Source organism: Burkholderia sp. AW49-1, assembly GCF_053427845.1.
In genome coordinates, this window is the sequence record NZ_JBSAXF010000024.1 from 1 (window position 1) to 22339 (window position 22339).

Consider the following 22339-nt stretch of genomic DNA (forward strand, 5'->3'; position numbering starts at 1 on the left):
GCCGCTCACGAGTGGCCCTTGCTGTTTCCGGGCGAGCAGGTTGTGTGCGACCCGGTAAATTGGGCCCGCTGGAATCTATCGCAGCCGAAGTTGGCATAATCTCGGCTTGCTGACGCGAGCGTTGCGTCACAGTCACACTCGTGCCTGCGACGTCACCCGCCCTGCATTGACTTCAGTCCAGTTATAGCCCCAATACTCATGCTGAGCACGCCCGCGACCACCGCGTCGCTGAAACATATCCTCGAACACCCCGGCGACTTCTCCGGATGGCTGAGCCTGCCACCGATGCCATGGACGGTCGATACAGACGGCGCATTCATCGAAGATCCACACGACCCAGAAGCCGACACGCCACCTACCACAGCCCCACAACCCGGCTGGCGCGTGACGCTGAACAGCACGACGATCGAAGAGGTCGTCATCAACGCGCACGACCAGGTCGACGAACCGAGCATCGCGCAATTGTTCGACGCGTTCGTGTACTACGTCGAAAACGACGAGTTCATTCTGCTCTGACGGCGCGTCCCGCACGCCACAGCAAAAAAGGACCGCCGGGCGGTCCTTTTCCAGGAAGCAGCAGCCGCGTTAAAACGACGACTCAACGCCCCTCAAGGCAACGAAATCGTCAAATTAGCCGACTCCGGCCCCACCTTGATCACCTGCGAATAAGGCGCCAACGCCTGCAGCGTCTTGTCCTTCAGATAAGTATTGAGCCCGAGATACCCGAGCAGGGCCACCAGCGCAAACACGGCGCCGATCGCCCAGACCGGCACCTCGCGCTTCAACCGATGCGCGATCTGGTCCGGCAGCGGCCAATGCGGAGCGAACGCGGCGCGCTTGCCCTTCATATGCGCGATCTCGTCCCCCAGCCGCGCGGTGAGGTAAGCGAGCTTCTCCGGCCCCTCGAGCAGATACTTGCCCTGAAACCCGAGCAGCAGGCACATATGAAACACCTCGAGCGACTGCAACCGCGCCGCGCCCTGCGCCCGACATTCCTCGAGATATTGAAAGAACTTCTCCCCCGCGAGCTGCTCGCCGAACAGCACGAGCTGCAGCGGCCGGCGTTCCCAGTCGGTCCGGATCTTGAACTGCGACGACAGCACCATCTCGTCGACGGCCGCGCAGTACGCGAACTTCGCGCCATACACGTCCTCGGCCGGAATGTTGAGCTTCTTCGCGCCGCGCTCGAAATCCGACAGAAACTCCTGGATCTTCGTGCTGAACTCGCTCGCGCTGTCCGGCTCGCGGCCGTTCTTGAGCAGGAACAGCATGAAGAACCCGTCGTACAACAGGTCGAGCAGCGAACGGGCCTGGAACGAGGCGTCGGTCGACGCCGGGGTATGCAGCGGGGCCGGCGCGTTGTCGCCGAACAGGGAAGGCGCGTAGCTCATGATGTGACCGCGATCAGTTCGAATTTCAGGTCATTGATGCCAGTCGGCGCGTAGATCATCGCGGACTGGGCCTGCAGCATGCGCTCGTAAAGCGCACCGCGCGAATCAAGCTGGAAATAGCACGCACCGGGCCGCACCGGAATCGCGGGCGGTACCTGCGGCATGTACGACAGCCGCACGCCGGGCATTGCCGACAGCACCAGCTTGTCGACGTCGTCGGGCGCGCCGACCTTGAAGCGTGCCGGCACCGCATCGACGAGCTCGACGCTCGGCATGTCCGCGGACACGGCCAGGTAGAACTCGGTCTTGTCGTCGATCTTGCCCGAATCGAGGCGGCCGAGATGGAACGACGGACGCACTTCGTCGAGCGTGATCGCGAAGTAGCGCGTCGAAATCACGGTATCGAGCAACTCGCGCAGCATCAGGTCGAGGCGCGCGAAGCTCGGGCCCGGATCGTCATGTCGATACACGGGCAGGTCGGCGAGCGTGTAGCCCTTCGAGAATGTCATCAGCTGGCCCGCGAGGCGCAGCAGTTCCTGGAACAGCCGCTCCGGATGCAGCGCCGCATGCTGGTGCAGGTGCGCGAGCGTCGCGAACGCGGCGTTTGCGGTGTGCAGCAGCCAGAACGATGCGATGTCGCCCGAGCGGAATTCGATGATGTTCTTCGACGGCTCGCGGTGAAAGCCGTACAGCGCGTTCACCTTCGCCTGCAGCGCGTCGACGAGCTGGCGCAGCCGCTGGTGCAGGATCGGCGAAGCTTCGATCGCGAGGCACGGCGGCACGAAGCTGTCGTCGATCTCGAAGCCGGACGTCGCGGTGCGGCGCACGCGCACGAGCGGCACCGACAGCAACTGGTCGCGCGGCTCGCTGTGCGCGATCAGCTTGACCTGCGTCTTGAGGAACGTGATGTCGGCTTCGGCGGCGTCGGTGAAGTTGTCGGCGACGCTCGCCTGCTCGCTGACGAAACGCGTCATGAAGCCGGCGGCCGGATCGTCGCTGTAGTTGGTGCCGTTCTCGCGCAGCGGATGCAGCGCGAGATAGAACACGAATTCGTTGATGCCGTCGGGCAGCGTGTCGAGCGCGATCGGCGGCGGCAGGTCGTCGGCCTGCGGCGCGGCATACAGCGCGCCGTCCGGAAACACGAGCGCGAGCTCGGCCACGCGCAGCACGTTGCTGCCGAGCGCATCGCGGTCGATACGCACGGAGCGCACGCCCCAGTTGTACGGCTGGATCGCCTGGATGGACTCGAACAGGCGCGCCTCGTGGTAGGCGTCCTGCCGCTGGAAGTGTTGAGGCCGGAGGAACAGCCCTTCCCCCCACAGCACCTTGGCCGAATAACTCATGTCAAATCCGGTTAATGTAGCGTTGCGATCTAATCGATTTGGTCGTGCCCGAATTAATCGCCAATTTGTTAACTCTTGTTAATTGACACTCGTGCGTCATGTTTAACCGCAGGTGACCGACGAAAGCAAATTCAGCGGTTGCGAAGGCGCACCTTGTTGCGGTGCGATGACGGAGCCATCTGTGACCGTCATCGCGCAATTATGCAGGCCGATGATTATGCCGGATTTCTCCGACTTCGCCGGGTCGAACGTCAGTTTCCAGCGCTGGATGGCGGGATCGCGGAACAGTGCGACGATGCCGAATGCCTGCGCTTCGCGCGACACTTTTTCCGTCGCCGTATAGCGCTGGCCCGGAATCAGCGTAATTTCACGCACGTTCAGCAGATCGGTGCCCAGCGCGGCTTTTTCCTTGGCCGGATCGGTAAATGCGTCGAACGGCGCCTGCTGGAACGAAGTCGGATCCTTCAGCGCGTAGAGCCTCACTACTAATGCGAGCGGCTTGCGATCGTTCGCGGCGTTGAGGTTCGGCGCGGCGGCGAGCGTGAGCCCGATGTTGCGCGGCGGCTTCTGGGCATCCGGCAGTTCGGGCTTGCCGATGCCGGCGGCCTGCATCACGGCGCTCGCGGCGGAGCCGAGCAGCGGGGCGGCCGCGCATCCGGCCAGGAGCGCGCAGGCGATCAGCGGCAGCGCATAGCGAATCATGGACGATCTCATCGTGTTTCCGGCGTGCCGCCTTTAACTCCCCTGTCAAAACTACCGGGCATTTCCGCGTTCCTCGCGAATGCCGGCTTATCTGCCGTTCAACTATTAAGCACACGTGCGCCGCATCGCGCTTCCGGAAATTTTTTCCGTCACCCGCGCGAAGCGTTGTCGAGCAAGTAAAACTTGCGCATTCCGGCCGCTCGAAAAACCGCCGCCGGGCCGTTGCCGGAGACGTTTCGAGGGGGTAGCGCACGGATTTAAAAGGAATTACTCTGCACGCAGCGATTGAATTATGAAAAATTGATCGGTACTATACCCGCGCGCTTCTTGCAAAGCAAAAGAACCAGATTCTCAACGATTTTAATACTCACGCGCCGGTGGATATAACGATGAAAGACCGTCTCTTCGCAAAATTGTCTGGGGTAGTGCTGGCCTGCGGCGTGATCGCCGGTTGTGCGAGCCAGCCGCCGGCGCCGCCGACTGCCGAGGTGTTCAACAAGTCGCTGGCCGATGCGGACGCCGTTGCGAAGTCGGGTGACCAGGACAAGGCGCTCGGCCTGTACCAGCAGCTCGCGAAGTCGGATCCGACGCGCGAGGAACCGTGGTCGCGCATCGCGCAGATCCAGTTTGCCCAGAACCACTATGGCCAGGCGATCGTCGCCGCGCAGGAGGCACTGCAGCGCGACGCAACCGATCGTCAGGCGAAGAGCGTGCTCGCCGTCGCGGGGCTGCGGATCGCGACGCAGTCGCTCGGCGAACTGCGCCAGGATGCATCGCTCGCGGGCGATGCGAAGTCGGATGCGCAGGCGCTCGCGAAGCAACTGCGCGACACGCTCGGCGAATCGGCGCTGTTCCCGCCGGAGCAGCGGACCACGAAGGCGCGTACGGCGCGTCGCGTGATTCATCGTCCGAAGGCCGGCGCGGCGCCGGCAGCCGAGGCAGCCGCAGCAGCAACCACCGCGCCGACGCCGCCCGCCGCGCCGCAAAAGGGCGGCGCCGATCCGTTCAGCGCGCTGCGCAACTGAACGCAACTGACGCGATAACCACAACTAACCTGGGAGCCGTCGAGATGGCCAAGAAAGAAAGCATTCAGAAAAGCTTGCAGAAAATACGGCCGCCGCGCGTCCAGCTGACCTACGAGGTCGAGAAGGGCGACGCGATCGAGGTGAAGGAACTGCCGTTCGTCGTCGGGGTCGTCGGCGATCTGGCGGGCCAGTCGGAAGTCGAGCAGCCGAAGCTGCGCGACCGCAAGTTCGTCAACATCGACCGTGACAACTTCGACGACGTGATGAAGGCGATCGAGCCGCGCGCCGCGTTCCAGGTGGAAAACCGCCTGAGCCCGGAAGGCGGCAAGTTCGCAGTCGACCTGAAGTTCCGTTCGCTGTCGGATTTCAGCCCGGACGAAGTCGTCGAACAGGTCGAGCCGCTGCGCCGCCTGCTCGAGGCGCGCTCGAAGCTCGCCGACCTGCGCAACAAGCTCGCCGGCAACGACAAGCTCGAGGATCTGCTGTCCGAGGTGCTGAAGAACACGCAGCAGCTGCAGGAGCTCGCGAAGGGCACCGGCGGCGACAAAGACGGCGAATGACGACGGAGTGTTGAGATGAACCAGCAAACGGCTGCGGCCCAAGCGAGCGGCGCGGACTACGCCGCCGGGACTTCGCTGCTCGACGATATCGTCGAGAAGAGCAAGGTCGCGAAATCCGATTCCGAGCATGCGCGCGCGAAGGACCTGATCGGCGAACTCGTGCACCAGGTGCTCGACGGCACGGTGATCGTGTCGGACAACCTGTCGGCGACGATCGACGCGCGCGTCGCGGAACTCGACCGCCTGATCTCCACGCAGCTGTCCGCGGTGATGCACGCGCCGGAATTCCAGCGCCTCGAAAGCACGTGGCGCGGGATGGACTACCTGGTCAAGGAAAGCAACACCGGCCAGACGATCAAGATCAAGGCGCTGCACGCACCGAAGCGCGACCTCGTGCGCGACTTCAAGGGCGCGAGCGAGTTCGACCAGAGCGCGCTGTTCAAGAAGGTCTACGAAGAAGAATTCGGCACGTTCGGCGGCTCGCCGTTCGGCGCGCTGATCGGCGACTACGAGATCTCGCGCCAGCCGGAAGACATGTACTTCATCGAGCAGATGTCGCACGTCGCGGCGGCCGCGCACGCGCCGTTCATCGCGTCGGCGTCGCCGGAGCTGCTCGGCCTCGAGTCGTTCTCCGACCTCGGCAAGCCGCGCGACCTCGGCAAGGTGTTCGACACCGTTGAATACGCGAAGTGGAAGTCGTTCCGCGACGCCGAGGATTCGCGCTACGTCGGCCTGACGCTGCCGCGCTTCCTCGGCCGCCTGCCGTTCAATCCGAAGGACGGCCAGACCGCGGAGAACTTCAACTTCGTCGAGGACGTCGACGGCACCGAGCACGACAAGTACCTCTGGTGCAACGCGGCATGGGCCTTCGCGGCACGCCTCACGGCCGCGTTCGACGACTTCGGCTGGTGCGCGGCGATCCGCGGCGTCGAAGGCGGCGGCCTCGTCGAGGACCTGCCGACCCACACGTTCAAGACCGACGACGGTGAAGTCGCGCTGAAGTGCCCGACCGAAATCGCGATCACCGATCGCCGCGAGAAGGAGCTGAGCGACCTCGGCTTCATCCCGCTCGTGCATTGCAAGAACTCGGATTACGCTGCGTTCTTCGCCGCGCAATCGGTGCAGAAACCGAAAAAATACAGCACCGACAGCGCGAATGCGAACGCCGTCCTGTCCGCCCAGCTTCAGTACATCTTCTCGGTATCGCGCGTCGCGCATTACCTGAAGGCGATGATGCGGGACAAGATCGGCAGCTTCGCATCGGCGCAGAACGTGGAGACTTTCCTCAACCGGTGGATTTCGCAGTACGTCCTGCTCGACGACAACGCGTCGCAGGAACAGAAGGCGCAATTCCCGCTGCGCGAGGCATCCATACAAGTGTCGGAGATTCCGGGCAAGCCGGGCTCGTATCGTTCGGTCGCGTTCCTGCGTCCGCACTTTCAGCTCGACGAACTCTCGATTTCTCTGCGACTTGTCGCTGATCTGCCCAAACCGGCAAATTCATAAGCGAGTAAATCGCCCGGGCGGGCCGCCTGGGTAGGACGTTAAAACCACCTCTTTGGGGAGTCGAAGGGCCATGTTACATATGCACTTGCAGTTTGGTAGTCCGGCGGTGAAGGGCGAATCCGCGGACAAAGACCATCAGGGCTGGATCGAACTGAAATCGTGGGATCACTCGATCGTTCAGCCGCGTTCGGCAACGGCATCGACCGCAGGCGGTCACACGATGACGCGCTGCGAGCACGGCGACATGATTTTCACGAAGGAAATCGATTCGTCGAGCCCGCTGCTGTATCAGCACGCATCGGGCGGCACGACGTTCGATGAAGTGACGGTCCATTTCTCGCGCGCGGACGGTGAAGGCAAGCGCGTGCAGTATCTGGAAGTGAAGCTCAAGTACGTGATCATCTCGAGCATCGCTCCGAGCGTTCGCGAAGAAGGTCTGCCGCTCGAGACGTTCTCGCTGAAGTACGCGGCCGTGCAGTGGAAGCAGACCCAGCAGAAGATCGGCGGCAACCAGGGCGGCAACACGCAAGGCGCCTGGAGCCTGACGAAGAACGACAAGACCTACGCGGTCTAAGGTCGGTTGCGGCAACGGGGCGCTCGGCGTCCCGTTGCCGTTTTCGCTGTGTACTCGACGTATTCGCGAGGAGCGTGACGCCGCGATCGGCCCTTTTGGGGGCCAGCCCCACGAACGGATTTTTTCAAAACAGGGGAACGTGCGTTATTAGCGGAAACAGGCCCTTATGAAACGATTCGAACCCAGTTTTCTCGACAAGCTGTTCGACGACGAACCGCACCTGCCGGCCTCGGCCGCGATGCGGCAATTGTCGCTGGACGAGCTCAAGAACACGGTCGCCCGCGACGTCGAGGCGATCCTCAACACCCGTATCGCGCACACCGAAATCGAGCTGGCCGCGCTGCCGGAATGCCAGAAGTCGGTGCTGACCTACGGGCTGAACGATTTCGCGGGGCTGAGCCTCGCGAGTCACTACGACCGCGCGTTCATCTGCAAGTCGATCCAGCAGGCCATCGCGCGCCACGAGCCGCGGCTGCAGCAGGTGCAGGTGACGTTCGAGCTGAACGAGCAGTCGACCAACGCGCTGTACTTCGCGATCCAGGCGCTGCTCGTCGTGCATCCGGCCGAGGAGCCGGTGAGTTTCGACGCGATGCTGCAGCCGTCGACGCTGCAGTATTCGGTCACGCGCACGCGCGCGGCCAGAATGCTGTAAATCAAGCCGCCGAGCGGGCCGGACCGCCCGGTGATGGTTCAGGGTCCGGCAGGAAATATTGAGGTTCTCGGGGTCGTCGATGGAAGAATTGCTGCCGTACTACGAGCGCGAATTATCGTTTTTGCGGCGCTATTCGCGAGATTTCGCCGAACGTTATCCGAAGATCGCCGCGCGGCTCGCGTTGTCCGGCGAGCACTGCGAGGATCCGCACGTCGAGCGGATGATCGAGTCGTTCGCGCTGCTGGGCGCGCGCATCAACAAGAAGCTCGACGACGACTACCCGGAATTCACCGAAGCGCTGCTGGAAGTGCTGTATCCGCACTACCTGCGGCCGTTCCCGTCGTGCTCGATCGCGCAGTTCACGCCGGCCTCGCCGGGCCAGCAGACCGAACCGGTCGTGATCGACCGCGGCACCGAGCTGAAGAGCCGTCCGATCCGCGGCGTGCAGTGCCGGTTCCGCACCGCATACGACGTGACGCTCGCGCCGATCCGCATCTCGGAGGCGCGCTTCACGCCGGTCGCGCTCGCGCCGAGCGCGACGGTGCTGCCGTCCAACGCGACGGGCGTGATCTCGATCACGTTCGAATCGCTCGCCGCGCAACTCGATCTCGGCGCGCTGAAGCTGCCGACGCTGCGCGCGCACCTGCACGGCGAGCAGTCGTTCGTCGCCGCGCTGACCGACTGCCTGTTCGTGAACGTGCTCGGCGCGTATGTCGAGCCCGAGCGCAACGGCCGCTGGACCGCGCTGCGCAAGCTGCCGATCGCGCACGCCGGCTTCGACGAGGACGACGCGCTGATCGACTACCCGGCGAAGTCGCACCCCGCGTATCGCCTGCTCACCGAATACTTCGCGTTCCCCGACAAGTTCGATTTCGTCGATTTCGACCTTGCGGCGATCGCGCGCGCGTCGGGCCGCTGCCAGCGCGCGACGCTGCATCTGGTGCTGCAGGACGTGCGCAGCGATTCGCACGTCGCGCGGCTGCTCGAGCTGCTCACGGCCAGCCATTTCCGGCTGTTCTGCACGCCGATCGTCAACCTGTTCCGCCAGCACGGCGAGCCGATCCGCATCACGCACCGCGCGGTGTCGTACCCGGTGATCGCCGAAGCGCGCCGTGCGTTCGCATACGAGGTGTATTCGATCGATTCGGTGAAGCTCGTCCGGCAGCAGGCGCATGAAGAATCGGTGATCGAGTTCCGGCCGTTCTATTCGCTGCATCACGGCGAGTCGGCGCGGATCGGTCATTACTGGTTCGCGCGCCGCAACGACTGGGTCGCGCAGAAAAGCCCCGGCTACGAAACCGAGATCTCGATCGTCGACATCGACTTCGAGCCGACCTCGCCGCAAACCGACACGCTGAGCCTCGACCTCACCTGCACGAACCGCGACCTGCCGTCGATGCTCGCGTTCGGTCTCGAAGGCGGCGACCTGTTCCAGGAAGGCGGCGCGCAGACGAGCGGCATCTCGCTGCTGCGGCGCCCGACGCAAAGCGTGCGCTTCGAGCGCGGTCGCGCCGCGCACTGGCGGCTCGTGTCGCATCTCGCGCTGAACCACGTGTCGCTGGTTGCGCACGGGCTCGCGCCGCTCAAGGAAATGCTGACGTTGTACGACCTGCGGCGCACCGCCGTGTCGATGCGCCAGATCGACGGCCTCGCCGGCGTCGAGCAGCGCGGCGCCGTGCAGTGGCTGCCCGGCAAGCCGTTCGCGACTTTCGTGCGCGGCATCGAGATCCGCCTGACGATCGACGAGGAGCACTTCGTCGGCGCGAGCCTCGCGTCGTTCGTGCGCGTGCTCGACAGCTTCTTCGGGCTGTACGTCCACCTCAACAGTTTCGTTCAACTAGTCGTGGTGTCGAAGCGCACCGGCGAGGAGATCATCCGATGCAAGCCCCGGACCGGCGAATCGATCCTGGCGTAGTCGACGCGCTGCTCGACGAGCCGCACCGCTTCGAGTTCTTCCAGGCGGTGCGCGTGCTCGAGGGGCTGTTCGCGCGGCAGGCGTCCGATGCCCCCGGCGCATGGCGGCAGGGCGACGTCGTCGCACAGCGCATCGAATTCCGCAACACGCTGTCGCTCGGCTTCCCGCCGAGCGAGATCGAAGGCGCCCGTTCGTTCGACGACGGCGGCACGCTGCTCGACTCGTGCGAGGACCGCGGCGCTGCGCTCGCGGCCGGCGAGCTCGGTCACGTCGAGCTGACGCCCGCATTCTTCGGGCTGCTGGGCGGGCAGGGCGCGCTGCCGCTGCACTACACCGAGCAGATCGTCGCGCGAGAGCACCTGAAGCGCGACCACGCGGCGCGCGCCTTCTTCGACGTGTTCTCGAACCGCGCGACCGCGCTGTTCTACGCGGCGTGGAAGAAATACCGGCTGCCGTTCCATTACGAGCTCGACCGCGACGAGCGCTACCTGCCGCTCCTGCTCGCGATCGCCGGCGTGCCGAGCGACGAGGTGCGCGACAGCCTCGCGGCCGGCGCGGGAGGCGTGCTCGACGAGGCCGTCGCCGGCTACGCGCTCGCCGCGCGGCACCGGCCGATGTCCGCCGCCTACCTGCAGCGCACGCTGTCCGATTATTTCCGCGTGCCCGTGAAGATCGACCAGTTCGTCGGCAAGTGGTACGACGTGCCGCCCGACCAGCTGAGCGTGCTCGGCGAAGTCAACGCGGTGCTCGGCGCGACGGCGCTCGTCGGCGAACGCGTGTGGCAGCGCGACATGCGCGCGCGGATCGTCGTCGGCCCGCTGTCCAAGCGCGACTACGAGGCATTCCTGCCGGGCGGCGCGCAGGCCGTCGCGCTCGAGCGGATGCTGACGCTGCTCGCCGGCGTCACGCTCGAATACGAGGTGAAGCTCGTGCTGAAGCGCACCGAGGTCGGCGCGAGCGTGCTCGGCGCGGGTTCGCGGCTGGGCTGGGACGCGTTCCTCTGCACGCGCGACGCGGTCGACGACCGCTCGGATGCCCGCTACGAACTGCACGTGATTCACTGATTCCGAACGACAACAAACACGCAATCGAACCTGAGATCCACGCCATGAGCACGCCTCTGAAGACCCTGATCACGAAACTGAATCCGCTGTGCCGGCACGCGACCGAGCGCGCGGCGAGCGCGTGCCTGGCGCGCGGCCATTACGAAGTCGATCTGGAGCATCTGTTCCTCGCGCTGCTCGACGAGGCGACGGGCGACCTGCCGCTCGCGCTGCGCGCGAGCCGCGTCGATCCGCATGCGCTGCGCGCCGATCTCGAGCGTGAACTCACGCGCCTGAAGACGGGCAACACGCGCACGCCGGTGTTCTCCGTGCACCTGATCGCGCTGTTCGAGCAGGCCTGGCTGATCGCGTCGCTCGATTCGCAGCTCGGCCGCATCCGCTCGGGGCACCTGCTGCTCGCGCTGCTGACCGCGCCCGATCTCGCGCAGTTCGCGCAGCGCATGTCGTCGCAGTTCGCGGAAATGAACGTGACGGACCTGAAGCACAAGTTCGAGGAGATCATGGCCGGGTCGAGCGAGGCCGAGCCGCGCCAGGCGGATGCGGAAGACAGCGACGTCGCATCCGCCGCCGACGGCGCCGCGCCCGCAGCCGGCCCGTCGAAGACGCCCGCGCTCGACACGTACACGACCAACCTCACGCAGCGCGCGCGCGACGGCAAGATCGATCCGGTGATCGGCCGCGAAGCCGAGATCCGCCAGGCGATCGACATCCTGATGCGCCGCCGCCAGAACAACCCGATCATGACCGGCGAGGCCGGTGTCGGCAAAACGGCGGTCGTCGAGGGCCTCGCGCTGCGGATCGCGGCCGACGACGTGCCGCCGCCGCTTTCCGGCGTCGCGCTGCACGTGCTCGACATGGGCCTGCTGCAGGCCGGCGCGAGCGTGAAGGGCGAGTTCGAGAACCGCCTGAAGAGCGTGATCGACGAGGTGAAGAAGAGCGCGCACCCGATCATCCTGTTCATCGACGAGGCGCACACGATCATCGGCGCGGGCGGCCAGGCCGGTCAGAACGACGCGGCGAACCTGCTGAAGCCGGCGCTCGCGCGCGGCGAACTGCGCACGATCGCCGCGACGACGTGGAGCGAATACAAGAAGTACTTCGAGAAGGATGCGGCGCTCGCGCGGCGCTTCCAGGTCGTGAAGGTCGAGGAGCCGAGCGAGCCGCTCGCGGCCGCGATGCTGCGCGGGATGTCGGGGCTGATGGAGAAGCACTTCAACGTGCGGATTCTCGACGACGCGATCACCGAGGCCGTGCGCCTGTCGCATCGCTACATCAGCGGGCGCCAGCTGCCGGACAAGGCGATCAGCGTGCTCGACACCGCGTGCGCGAAGGTCGCGCTCGCACACAGCGCGACGCCGGCGGCGATCGACGACACGAAGAAGCGCATCGAGCGCATCGACGCGGAAATCGCATCGCTGGAGCGCGAGGCGGCGGGCGGCGCGGCGCACGACGAGCGGCTCGGCGAGCTGCGCGGCGCACGCGACACGGCGCTCGCGCAATTGACCGAGGACGAGGCGCGCTATGAAGCCGAGCGTGCGATCGTCGCCGAGATCACCGTGCTGCGCGAGACGCTCGACAAGGCGCGCGGCCCGTCCGAAGACGGCGAGCCGGTCGACGTGCCGGCCACGCGCGAGAAGCTGGCCGAACGCGTCGCGGCGCTGCATGCGCTGCAGGGCGGCGAGCCGATGGTGCCGCTGCAGGTCGACGGCCACGTCGTCGCCGAGATCGTCGCTGCTTGGACCGGCATTCCGCTCGGCCGGATGGTGAAGGACGAGATCGACACCGTGCTGAACCTGCAGCCGCTGCTGACCGCGCGCGTGATCGGCCAGGACCATGCGCTCGACGCGATCGCGCAGCGCGTGCGCACGGCGACCGCGAACCTCGAGGATCCGAACAAGCCGCGCGGCGTGTTCATGTTCGTCGGGCCGTCGGGCGTCGGCAAGACCGAGACCGCGCTCGCGCTGGCCGACATCCTGTACGGCGGCGAGCGCAAGATGGTCACGATCAACATGAGCGAGTATCAGGAAGCGCACAGCGTGTCGGGCCTGAAGGGTTCGCCGCCGGGCTACGTCGGCTACGGCGAGGGCGGCGTGCTGACCGAGGCCGTGCGCCGCAATCCGTATTCCGTCGTGCTGCTCGACGAGGTCGAGAAGGCGCACCCGGACGTGCTCGAGATGTTCTTCCAGGTATTCGACAAGGGCACGATGGACGACGCCGAAGGGCGCGAGATCGATTTCCGCAATACGCTGATCATCCTGACGTCGAACGTCGGGTCGGCGGCGGTGATGCAGGCATGCCTGAACAAGCCGGCCGAGGAGCTGCCCGATCCGGACGCGCTCGCCGAGGCGCTGCGCCCGCAACTGTACAAGACGTTCAAGCCGGCGTTCCTCGGCCGGATGAAGGTCGTGCCGTACTACCCGATTTCCGACGACGTCCTGGCCGAGATCATCGAGCTGAAGCTCGAACGGATCCGCCGCCGCATCGAAGCGAACCACAAGGCCGCGTTCGAGTGGGACGAATCGCTCGTCGACGCGGTGCTCGCGCGCTGCACCGAGGTCGATTCGGGCGCCCGCAACGTCGACCACATCCTGAACGGCACGCTGCTGCCGGAGATCGCGGGCCACGTGCTCGGCCGGATCGCCGACGGCGCGGCCATCGCGCGCATCGCGGTGCGCGCGGACGAGGCCGGCGAATTCGCGTACACGGTCGAATGAGCCCCGCGCGCGACATCTCATGCATCAACGGATTCACTGAACCATGCCGATCAATCTCCCCGAGCTGCTGACGCCGATCAGCGACACGTCGCCCAGCGGCGACGACCTGCTGTTCTCGAACGAATTCGACGCGATTCAGGACGCGCGGCGCTATGACGATCCGACGCTCGACCAGGGCGAGTGGGTGACCGAGATCAAGGAGGCCGACTGGGGCTTCGTCGTCGATCACGCGGGCGGGCTGCTGCGCACGCGCACCAAGGATCTGCGGCTCGCCGTGTGGCTGACCGAGGCGCTCGCGCTGGAGGACGGCATCACCGGCCTCACCGAAGGTTATGCGCTGCTGGAAGGCCTGTGCCGAGACTACTGGGACACCGTGCATCCGCTACCCGAAGGCGACGACGTCGAATACCGGCTCGGCAACGTCGCGTGGCTGTCCGGCCGCACGGCCGAGCTGCTGCGCGGCATTCCGGTGACGGACGGCGCGTCGAACGCGTTCACCACGCTCGACTGGGAAGTCGCGCTGCACGTGGCGCAGGCCGTGAAGCGCGACCCCGAACACGCCGACGACATCGCGCGCGGCAAACCGTCGGTCGAGCAGGTCGATGCGTCGCGGCGCGTGACGTCGATCGCGTTCTACACGACGCTGCTCGCGAACCTGAAGGCGTTCGAGTTCGCGCTCGATGCGTTCGAGGAGCGGCTCGTCGAACGCGCGGGCGATTCGGCGCCGAGCTTCCGGCAGGCGCGCGACGCGTTCGAGACCGTGTATCGGCTCGTCGAGCGCTTCGCGCGCGAGCAGGGATATACGGGGAGCGCGCCGCATGCGCCGTCGGCGCCGCAGGCGCAGCCCGAGCGTATCGAGCCGAGCTTCGGCGACACGTTCCACAGCGAGGAGACCCACGTGCAGTCGCAGACCGCTCCGCGTCCGCCGGTGACGCAGATGATCGCCGGCATCCAGAACCGTGCGCAGGCCGTCGACCAGCTGCGTGCCGTCGCGCGTTACTTCCGCCAGACCGAGCCGCACAGCCCGGTCGCGTATCTCGCGGACAAGGCCGCCGAATGGGCCGACATGCCGCTGCACAAGTGGCTCGAGAGTGTCGTGAAGGACGACGGGTCGCTGTCGCACATCCGCGAACTGCTCGGGGTAAGGCCCGACGAGCAGTCCTGAACGACGGAACCTTGACCTGAGAGCGCGGGCCCGGCTGGCTCGCGGCAACAAGAACAGGAAGACGCATGAACGTGACCGAACTGGCACAGGCGATCCGCGGCGGCCTGATTCAGCAGGACCGCTTGCTGAAGACGGACATCCCGTCGCTGCCGAACAATGCGCTCGTGCCGCGCCGCGCCGTGACCCGTTCCGAGCTGGGTCGCGATTTCAGCGTGACGCTCGATCTGGTGTCCACGGCGAGCGACGTCGAGCTCAAGACGCTGATCGCGCAACCGATCACGCTGTGGATCCAGCAGGCGGACAAGTCGTATCTGCCGATCAACGGCTATGTGCACACGGCGCGGCGGCTCGGCGCCGACGGCAGCCTGTCGAGCTACCAGCTGCGCTTCGCGTCATGGATGCATTTCCTCAAGTTCCGCAGCGACATGCGGTACTGGCAGGACAAGCCCGTCGACGCGATTCTCGCCGACGTGTTCGACATGCATCCGCAGGCCAGGGGCCGATACCAGTTCGCGTTGTCGAAACCGTTTCCGTCGCGGTCGTACTGCCGGCAGAGCGAAACGGACTGGAACTTCGTGCATCGGCTGATGGAGGACGAAGGGCTGTTCGGTTTCTGGCGGCACGGCGAAGACGGGAAGTCGCACACGCTCGTCATCACCGACGACGTGCATGCAGTCGATGCACTGTCGCCGAATGCCGTCACGTTCGACCGCTCGGGCACGGGCACCGAAACCGCCGGTTTCACGCAATGGGCCGCGTCGCGGACATTGCAAAGCACGCTGCACACGACGCGCACGTTCGACTACAAATCGCCGTCGTCGGCGGGCAATCCGAACGGCACGTCGCTGCCGACGAAGGCCGGCCAGGGCGACCTGCCGGGCCAGGCGGAAATCTACGAATACACCGGCGCGTACACGTATCCGGGCCAGGACCGCGGCGAACATCTGTCGAAGATTCGCCTCGAGGAGTGGGAGTCGCGCGCGAAGCGCTTCTTCGGCGTCGGCGGCGTGCGCGCGATCGATGCCGGCCGGCGCTTCACGCTGACCGGTCATCCCGAGCACGATCGCGATTCGGCGAGCGATCGCGAGTTCGCGGCCATCGGCGTCACGCGTTACATCGAGAACAATCTGCCGATCTCGGACCACGAAGCGAACTTCCCGCATAGTCTGCAGGATCAGTTGGCGCAGGCGAAGGCCGGTCACGGTGAGGCGGCTGCGTTTCAGGTCGGCCATGACGACGGTTCCGCCGGGTTCTATCTCGTCGAGGCCGAGGCGCAGCGCGCGAGCGTGCCGTATCGCAGCCCGTTCGAGCACCGCAAGCCCGCGATGCAGCTCGAGACGGCCGTCGTCGTCGGGCCGAAGGGCGAAGAGGTGTACACCGACGAGCTGAACCGGATCAAGGTCATGTTCGTCTGGGACCGGCAAAGCGAAGGCCGCGAGACGGCATCGTGCTGGATGCGCGTCGTGCAGTCGGATACCGGCGGCGGCTACGGCGGCGTGCATATTCCGCGGGTCGGCGAGGAAGTGCTGATCGGCTACATCGGCGGCGACTGCGACCGGCCGATCGTCATGCATCGCGTGTACAACGGCGCCGTCAAGCCGCAGTGGCATAGCGACGGGATCCTGTCGGGCTTCCGGTCGAAGGAGTATGCGGGGTCGGGCCACAACGAGATGGTGCTCGACGACGCGACCGGGCAGAACCGCGCGCGCCTGTTCAGCAGCAGCGCGAATTCGCTGCTTCACCTCGGCTACCTGATCGAGCAGAACGGCAATACGCGCGGTGCGTATCTCGGTTCCGGCTTCGACCTGCGCACGGATGCGTACGGTGCGATGCGCGCCGGGCAGGGTTTGTACGTGACGACGCATCCGAAGCAGGCGAACAGCCAGCCGCTCGACGTGAGCGAGGCGAAGCAGCAGCTGGCCAATGCGCAGGGGCTGGTCGAGTCGATGTCGCAGGTCAGCGAGATGCATCAGGCGGAGAGTCTCGGCGCCGGTCACGATGCGTTGAAGCAGTTCGCCGATGCAACGCAGAACAGCGTGGCGGGAGCGACGGCGGGCGGCGGCAGGACCGGCGGCGGCGGGACGGGGAATGCGAATGCGTTCAAGGAGCCGGTGATGCTGTTCGCGAGCCCGGCGGGGATCGGGGTGGCGTCGCAGCAGTCGGTGCATCTGGCAAGTGATCGGCAGACCAATATCGTCAGTGGTCAAAGTACGTTCATCACCAGCGGGAAATCGCTGATCGCAGGCATCCGCGATCGCATCAGCCTGTTCGCGCAGAACGCGGGGATGAAGCTCTTTGCCGGGAAAGGCGCCGTCGAGATACAGGCGCAGAACGACAACGTCGAGATGGTCGCGCAGAAGACGATCAAGGTGCTGTCGGCGACCTCAACGATCGAAGGCGTCGCGAAGGAGGAGATTCTGCTGACTTCCGGTGGCGCGTATGTCCGGATCAAGGGCGGCAACATCGAGATTCATGCGCCGGGCAAGATCGACGTGAAGGGCGGACAGCATGCGTTCAGCGGACCGACGAGCATGCACAAGACGTTCAAGGCGGAAGGCAAGAAGGCTGACATGCGGATTCGCTATGTGGATGCCGACGGCAACGTGCCGCACGGGGAGCCGATCAAGTTCACGACGGAAGACGGGACCGAGCATAGCGTCGCGCTCGACGCGGAAGGCAAGGCGGAATTGAAGAACATCGATTTTGACGAGTTCGTGGCCAGTCAGGTCAAGCGGACGGGAGAGTGAAAATGGGCGGCAAGGCGCTTGTTCAACATAACGTTTGTATTGATCTGCCGGGGGAACCGGTGAGTTGCTGGGCCGAGTCGGATATCACGGTGCTGCTGCGCAAGCATCGGGATGTCATTTTTGATTTTCATATAAGCAAAGGCGCGACTTACACCGTCGAGGCGCCGGAAGACTGGATGTATGACGTCGCGCAAAAGAAGCGTGTGAAGCAGGGGCGTTTCGCGGACGGCCAGCGCTACCACATCTGGATCGGACGCGATTTCAAGGGTGAATTGGTGTTGAAGCGCGACGGGAAGGTGTTTCAGCGGTATTCAATGCTTCAGTTTGGCCTGGTTGACGGTAGCTCCGATCCGAAGGCCAAACCGGAACCGATCATCATCGCAATGAATCTCAACACGTCGACTAGTCAGCCCCCGTTTGCAGCAACGCAGGTGGGCCGGCTTGGCATGCCGATCGGTTCAAGTCCGGCAGCGGCCGTGCTTCGGCCGCTACAGACGTTTGAACCAGACCCATTGTCTATCGGACAGGCAGGAGCATTTCCCCTACCTATCAATCTGAGTCCCGATGCCGACGTTAAGTCGACGCAGTATGCACACGTAACCGAAGTCAATCTTGCCGCGGTGCCCCACGAAATCCTAGATGCGCTGTCGTCAGGAGGCGCGGAGGAAACCGCGATTGATCCAAACAAGATTGCGACACGCAACTGGCTGACGGCCCAACTTGCCGGAGTCGCTGCGTTCCTTAACGACAACAAGAAATGGGCAAGCGAGCTTTGGTCGCAAAAATTTCGATTAGTAAAGGTCGTTCATAAGAATGCTGGGGAGAAGTGGTACGTCGTGTTTTCGGGCAACCAGAAATTGCGTCAGCTAATGTCTGCGGCGCGATATGGTGTGCAGCACGAAAAGGTGTTGACGATCGCAGGCGGCGCCGGCAACGCTGCGTCCCGCGCGGCCGCGGCGAAGGAGGCCGTCAAGGGGGCGTTCAAAAATGCCGGGAGAATCGCGTTCGTCTTTACGATTGCATTGGATACGGCCGAGTGGCTGCGTGACTACGAGCAGATCGATCATGAAGGCAAGCGCCGCAAGCATGTCTCCGATTTGCTCGGGAAGATTCTTATTGATGTCACTAAGGCCGGATTGAATGCGGCCGTCACGTCGCTTGTCATTGGTTTGATTGTTGGATTCTTCGGCACAGCTGGCTTGCCCGTATGGGGGATCGTGGTTGGTACCATCGTCGTTGCGTGTGCGGTGGGGTACGGTCTGGATTATCTGGACAAGAAGGTCCATGCGACTGAGATTGTTACCGCCGGTTTCAAATGGCTAGGCGAGTCGCTTAAAAGCGCGGCAACCTATCTGGAGAAGGTCATGCCGAAGGACTACGAGGGCTATCCGATGATGTTTACGCCTTGATAGTGCATAATGCTCTAGAGAACAGAAACGATGATCATAAAGAATATTTCGCAACCTGAGTCGGACCACGTTCTGGCAGTGCTGAAGAAAGCGGTTCCGCTGGTTTTGGTGATGTCGTTGCTGGGAGCAGCGCTATCGTATGCAGCCTATTCTGACGAGTTGTCGGTATCGGCATGGCCATGGAGGATTGGCGTTTTGGTCGCGGTACTGAGCTGCGCCGCGCTGCTTTTCGTCTACGTCCGATATCGTGGCACGAACGATCTGTATGCATATGGAATGGTTATGTCGATTGGTACTCTCTCGACTTACTATTTTTTTGGAGTATTTTGCTATTTCTGCTATTTCGCGTTTGCACCGATGCCTGGCGGAGTGCGATGGCCGGGATTGATTGGTGGAATTGCGCTTAACATCGTTTGGGCTCTGGTGGTACAGCGCAACGTGCGCCACACAGTCAACGCTACTCCCTTCCTCGACAGGGTGATCAAGGAGCATGGCGGGGCACTCGTCTACGATGTTCAACGTGGGGCAATGGAGTTCGACCGATATCATCGCGAGCCGAATATCATGCCGAAGTTCTTTAAATATGTCGTCTTCGCGATTGCGCCGTTCTATTTGGTAATTAATCGCCTGCTTTCATCTAATTTCGGAACTAATGGTGTGCTGTTGTTTCTGGCGGTATTCGGTATGCCGCTTGCGCTGCTGTTTGTTAATTTGCTTGTGCGTAACTATATTTTGATGATGTCCTTGCCGAGGCAGATCGAAAAAGAGCGTGGTAAGCGTGTGTTGGTGGCTGGATAGAGATTAATCCGTTAATTTTGTTGATGGTTGGTTTTCCGTTTTTCATCTCTGATGGCCACGGGTTTCATAGTGCGGTTGGCATACTTCATATCTGCCTGCTGATCGAGTTAGAGCGGGAATCCGGCAACAACACCATCCTCGATCCATGATTGGTTGTTGGTTATGTTGATGATGAAATCCAACCTTGACGATGGTTCGCCGATAGATCAGCACGGAAGGTTGGCCGTGATCGAGCTGGCGCTCGGTATGCTCGTGGCCGGCATCTATTACGTTTTCTCGCAACTAGGTGTGGTGGCGCACTGGGTGTGGAAGTTGACGCTGGCGGTACAATGCTTTGTGTCGATCGTGTTGTATGTTCACTATTCGATGAATCGGCGGTCACGGAGACTCTGGGTCGAAGGCATTGTCTTGATGCTGGCGCTAGTTCCGTGGTTGATGATTGCATTCGTCTGGTTGTTCTATGTGTTGTATATCCCGATGCAAGCTTTCCTGAAAGCTTCGGTGGTGCTGGTGTGTTTTGCCATTATCGTGTGGCACGCTACCATGGTTCTTTCAGATTTTCGACGCGCCGTGAATAAAAAAGCAGTCGTGAATACCATTTACCATGATGATGGCAAGAATCTGATTCTGCGCCATTCATGCTGCGGGTACATCGATCACTTGACGTCGAGAACCCCGTTGAAAGCAGCATTGATGTCGGTAATCGCATACTTGATGCCTTTTGCTGCGGCGATCGGATCGAATGCAAACCATGTTCTGGGCGAGAGTGTTGGATCGAACGTACTATGCATAGTCATGTCGCTCCTCGGATTTCCGATGTCCATCTCGATCATCGGAAATACATATGTGAAGACCATATTTTTTCGAGTGTATTTGACATTGAAGCTTGAGCGTCAGACTGGCAAGAGGGTCATTCTTGCGCAGTGAAATGAGGCGCTCCCTGCGAGTCGGCAAAGACTGTTGGTGCCGTAAGTTCGATTCGCCGACTACGGCGCCGCTTCCGGAAGACGTTTCGCCATGAGGATGTCCCGGGGCAGGTGCAGTGCTTGCACGAGCCAACGGAGCAACGAACGATGACTCTACGGGAAGGCAAGAAGTAGCCGCATGATCAATGAACACCCGATCCTCGGGCCACGGACTACGGCGATCAGTCGCCCTTACATAGGTGGAGGCGGTCAAGCGCGATCCGAAATCAGCCTGTACGTCCGAATCACTTACCGCTGACCCGATTCCGCGCCCGCCGCATCTTGCGCCTCACCGCGTACTTGTTGCGATCCTCGATCCACGGCAGCATCGAAATGCTCATCGCACACAGCATCAGCCCGCCGACCAGCGCAAACAGACCGAATCCGATTTCACGTACCCATTCCCTGCCTACAACCGCTTCGTTGCGCCGGGCAATACCTGGAAACATCGGCGAAACGCGCAGGCCATCGTTCGCGGCGTCGCTGCAATACGTCTTCGTGAACGCGGCGAACTGTTCGCGACTGATGTTCGAAGCGGCCGATCGCGAATAAACGGGCGACCCGGCAGGCTGCCACGTTGTCTCGTAGTGCTGCGTCTGCCCTGCACCATAGCGGAAGACGGCGCGCGCCTCCCATGTCGCGTCGGACTTGCCATATCGCAGAGACAACTCGCATTGCTCGACGAAGGCGGGGACGTGGGGCCACGCACCGGCGCGAACGAGGATGGCCGAATTGATCGCGCCAGCCACACCCATCAGCACGAAGGCCGCACCAAAGACCAGGAGAATGGCGGATCGCAAGCAGCGCAAAGCGAATTTCATCGGATTTGCTGGATTCTCTGCCTCTGAATGCTTCGCCTACTGCCCCACCCTAAACTCGATCCGCCGATTCCTCGCCCGCCCCTCCGCCGTATCGTTCGGCGCAATCGGCTGATCCGGCCCGACGCCCGTCGTCGTCATCTGCTGCGGCGGGATGCTCTTCGTGATCAGATAACCCTTCACCGCATCCGCGCGCGCCTGGCTCAGCGCGATGTTCGACGTTCGGTTCCCCGAGTTGTCGGTGTGGCCGATGATGTCGACCGTGCGGTTCTGCAGCTTCGACAGCGCGGCCGCCATCTGGTCGAGAATCTGCCTGCCTTGCGGCGTCAGCGTCGCGCTGCCCGTCTCGAACTCGATCGTGCGGTTCGCGAGCGTCTGGTCGAGCAGCCCCTGCTCGGACGCCGACACGCGCAGCCCGTTCTTGATCGTGTACGTCGGATTCAGCGTGTTCGCCATGTCGCTCGCGAGCTGCTGGCGCTGCGCCTCGTTGTGCACCTCGCCCTTCATCTCGATCTGCGTGCCGTTGATCTTCAGCTGGCCCTTGCTGATCTGCTTCAACTGCGCGCCGAGCAGCTTCTGCACGTTCGCGCTCCAGTTCGGCGGCGTCGCGACGTCGCCGACCTCGATCTGGTCGACCACGTTCGTCGCGCCGTAGGTGTCGCGCAGTTTCTGCAGCACGGCGGCCTTGGTCGCCTCGTCGGGCACCTTGCCGCCGACCACCACCTGTCCGGGCGTCGCATTCGCGGGCGGCGGCGAGATCGTGCCGGCCGTGCCGTGCACCACCGTGCCGGACGCCGTGGCCGGCGCGGCGCCGGGGTTGGCGTTCGCGGGCAGGGCCGCGGTCGCGACGGTGCCGTTGCCGACCGGCGTGACGGTCGCGCCGCCGGTGTTCTGCGCGTGGGCCGCGCCGCTGGCGACGAGGCCGGCGGCGGCGAGGGCGGCAACGAATGCCGAGCAGCGCGTGCGGCGGACGTGAATCGTGCGTTGCATC

The 22339-nt window shown here is 63.6% G+C and carries 19 protein-coding genes; 14 read left to right on the plus strand and 5 right to left on the minus strand.

Annotated features, from left to right (window positions below; all coding sequences use genetic code 11):
- Positions 1–198: 198 nt before the first annotated feature.
- Complete coding sequence (locus ACV22W_RS26495) at positions 199–516, plus strand: DUF7716 domain-containing protein (protein ID WP_448022499.1); 318 nt, start codon at positions 199–201, stop codon at positions 514–516.
- Positions 517–608: 92 nt separating this feature from the next.
- On the opposite strand, the gene icmH is transcribed toward ACV22W_RS26495, so the two are convergent.
- The 3 genes from icmH to tssJ all read right to left on the minus strand — a co-directional run bounded on the left by icmH (position 609) and on the right by tssJ (position 3448).
- Positions 609–1391, minus strand: a complete 783-nt coding sequence (gene icmH / locus ACV22W_RS26500; RefSeq protein ID WP_059532829.1) for a type IVB secretion system protein IcmH/DotU — start codon at positions 1389–1391, stop codon at positions 609–611.
- Entirely contained in the window at positions 1388–2734 is a 1347-nt protein-coding gene (gene tssK, locus ACV22W_RS26505; protein WP_448022500.1) for a type VI secretion system baseplate subunit TssK, read from the minus strand. Before tssK ends, icmH begins: the two co-directional genes overlap by 4 nt.
- A 102-nt stretch (positions 2735–2836) precedes the next feature.
- On the minus strand, positions 2837–3448 hold the full coding sequence (gene tssJ, locus ACV22W_RS26510; RefSeq protein WP_448022501.1) for a type VI secretion system lipoprotein TssJ: 612 nt from the start codon (positions 3446–3448) through the stop codon (positions 2837–2839).
- 377 nt (positions 3449–3825) lie between these two features.
- On the opposite strand from tssJ, the gene ACV22W_RS26515 reads away from it, so the two are divergent.
- From ACV22W_RS26515 to ACV22W_RS26575, 13 genes are all read left to right on the plus strand, one after another.
- A complete protein-coding gene (locus tag ACV22W_RS26515) occupies positions 3826–4461 on the plus strand; it encodes a tetratricopeptide repeat protein (RefSeq protein WP_448022502.1) in 636 nt (211 codons plus the stop codon).
- 44 nt (positions 4462–4505) lie between these two features.
- Positions 4506–5021, plus strand: a complete 516-nt coding sequence (gene tssB, locus ACV22W_RS26520) for a type VI secretion system contractile sheath small subunit (protein ID WP_044845930.1) — start codon at positions 4506–4508, stop codon at positions 5019–5021.
- 15 nt (positions 5022–5036) lie between these two features.
- Positions 5037–6527 carry a type VI secretion system contractile sheath large subunit gene (gene tssC, locus ACV22W_RS26525; RefSeq protein ID WP_448022503.1) on the plus strand — a complete coding sequence of 497 codons (1491 nt, stop codon included), beginning with the start codon at positions 5037–5039 and terminating at the stop codon, positions 6525–6527.
- Positions 6528–6597: 70 nt separating this feature from the next.
- On the plus strand, positions 6598–7101 hold the full coding sequence (locus tag ACV22W_RS26530) for an Hcp family type VI secretion system effector (RefSeq protein ID WP_006477093.1): 504 nt from the start codon (positions 6598–6600) through the stop codon (positions 7099–7101).
- Between the two features lie 166 nt (positions 7102–7267).
- A complete protein-coding gene (gene tssE, locus ACV22W_RS26535) occupies positions 7268–7753 on the plus strand; it encodes a type VI secretion system baseplate subunit TssE (RefSeq protein WP_059465243.1) in 486 nt (161 codons plus the stop codon).
- Positions 7754–7832: 79 nt separating this feature from the next.
- Positions 7833–9668 (plus strand): type VI secretion system baseplate subunit TssF, encoded by a 1836-nt coding sequence (gene tssF / locus ACV22W_RS26540; protein WP_059532816.1) that lies wholly within the window; start codon positions 7833–7835, stop codon positions 9666–9668.
- Positions 9632–10732 (plus strand): type VI secretion system baseplate subunit TssG, encoded by a 1101-nt coding sequence (gene tssG, locus ACV22W_RS26545; protein WP_448022504.1) that lies wholly within the window; start codon positions 9632–9634, stop codon positions 10730–10732. The genes tssF and tssG overlap by 37 nt, the downstream gene beginning before the upstream one ends.
- A 44-nt stretch (positions 10733–10776) precedes the next feature.
- Complete coding sequence (gene tssH, locus ACV22W_RS26550; protein ID WP_448022505.1) at positions 10777–13446, plus strand: type VI secretion system ATPase TssH; 2670 nt, start codon at positions 10777–10779, stop codon at positions 13444–13446.
- Between the two features lie 43 nt (positions 13447–13489).
- Entirely contained in the window at positions 13490–14611 is a 1122-nt protein-coding gene (tssA, locus tag ACV22W_RS26555) for a type VI secretion system protein TssA (protein ID WP_448022506.1), read from the plus strand.
- A 65-nt stretch (positions 14612–14676) separates the two neighbouring features.
- The gene (locus ACV22W_RS26560; protein WP_448022507.1) at positions 14677–17358 is read left to right on the plus strand and encodes a type VI secretion system Vgr family protein; all 2682 of its coding nucleotides are present in this window, start codon (positions 14677–14679) and stop codon (positions 17356–17358) included.
- A gap of 2 nt (positions 17359–17360) precedes the next feature.
- A complete protein-coding gene (locus ACV22W_RS26565) occupies positions 17361–18767 on the plus strand; it encodes a hypothetical protein (RefSeq protein ID WP_448022508.1) in 1407 nt (468 codons plus the stop codon).
- Between the two features lie 30 nt (positions 18768–18797).
- The gene (locus ACV22W_RS26570) at positions 18798–19565 is read left to right on the plus strand and encodes a hypothetical protein (protein WP_448022509.1); all 768 of its coding nucleotides are present in this window, start codon (positions 18798–18800) and stop codon (positions 19563–19565) included.
- Between the two features lie 168 nt (positions 19566–19733).
- Entirely contained in the window at positions 19734–20492 is a 759-nt protein-coding gene (locus ACV22W_RS26575) for a hypothetical protein (protein WP_448022510.1), read from the plus strand.
- A 283-nt stretch (positions 20493–20775) separates the two neighbouring features.
- Here ACV22W_RS26575 and ACV22W_RS26580 read toward each other — a convergent pair whose 3' ends face one another.
- Together ACV22W_RS26580 and ACV22W_RS26585 are read right to left on the minus strand one after the other, a co-directional pair.
- Positions 20776–21351, minus strand: coding sequence for a DUF3592 domain-containing protein (locus tag ACV22W_RS26580; RefSeq protein ID WP_448022511.1), 576 nt, complete (start codon positions 21349–21351; stop codon positions 20776–20778).
- Between the two features lie 36 nt (positions 21352–21387).
- The gene (locus ACV22W_RS26585; protein ID WP_223964473.1) at positions 21388–22338 is read right to left on the minus strand and encodes an OmpA family protein; all 951 of its coding nucleotides are present in this window, start codon (positions 22336–22338) and stop codon (positions 21388–21390) included.
- Position 22339: the final 1 nt, after the last annotated feature.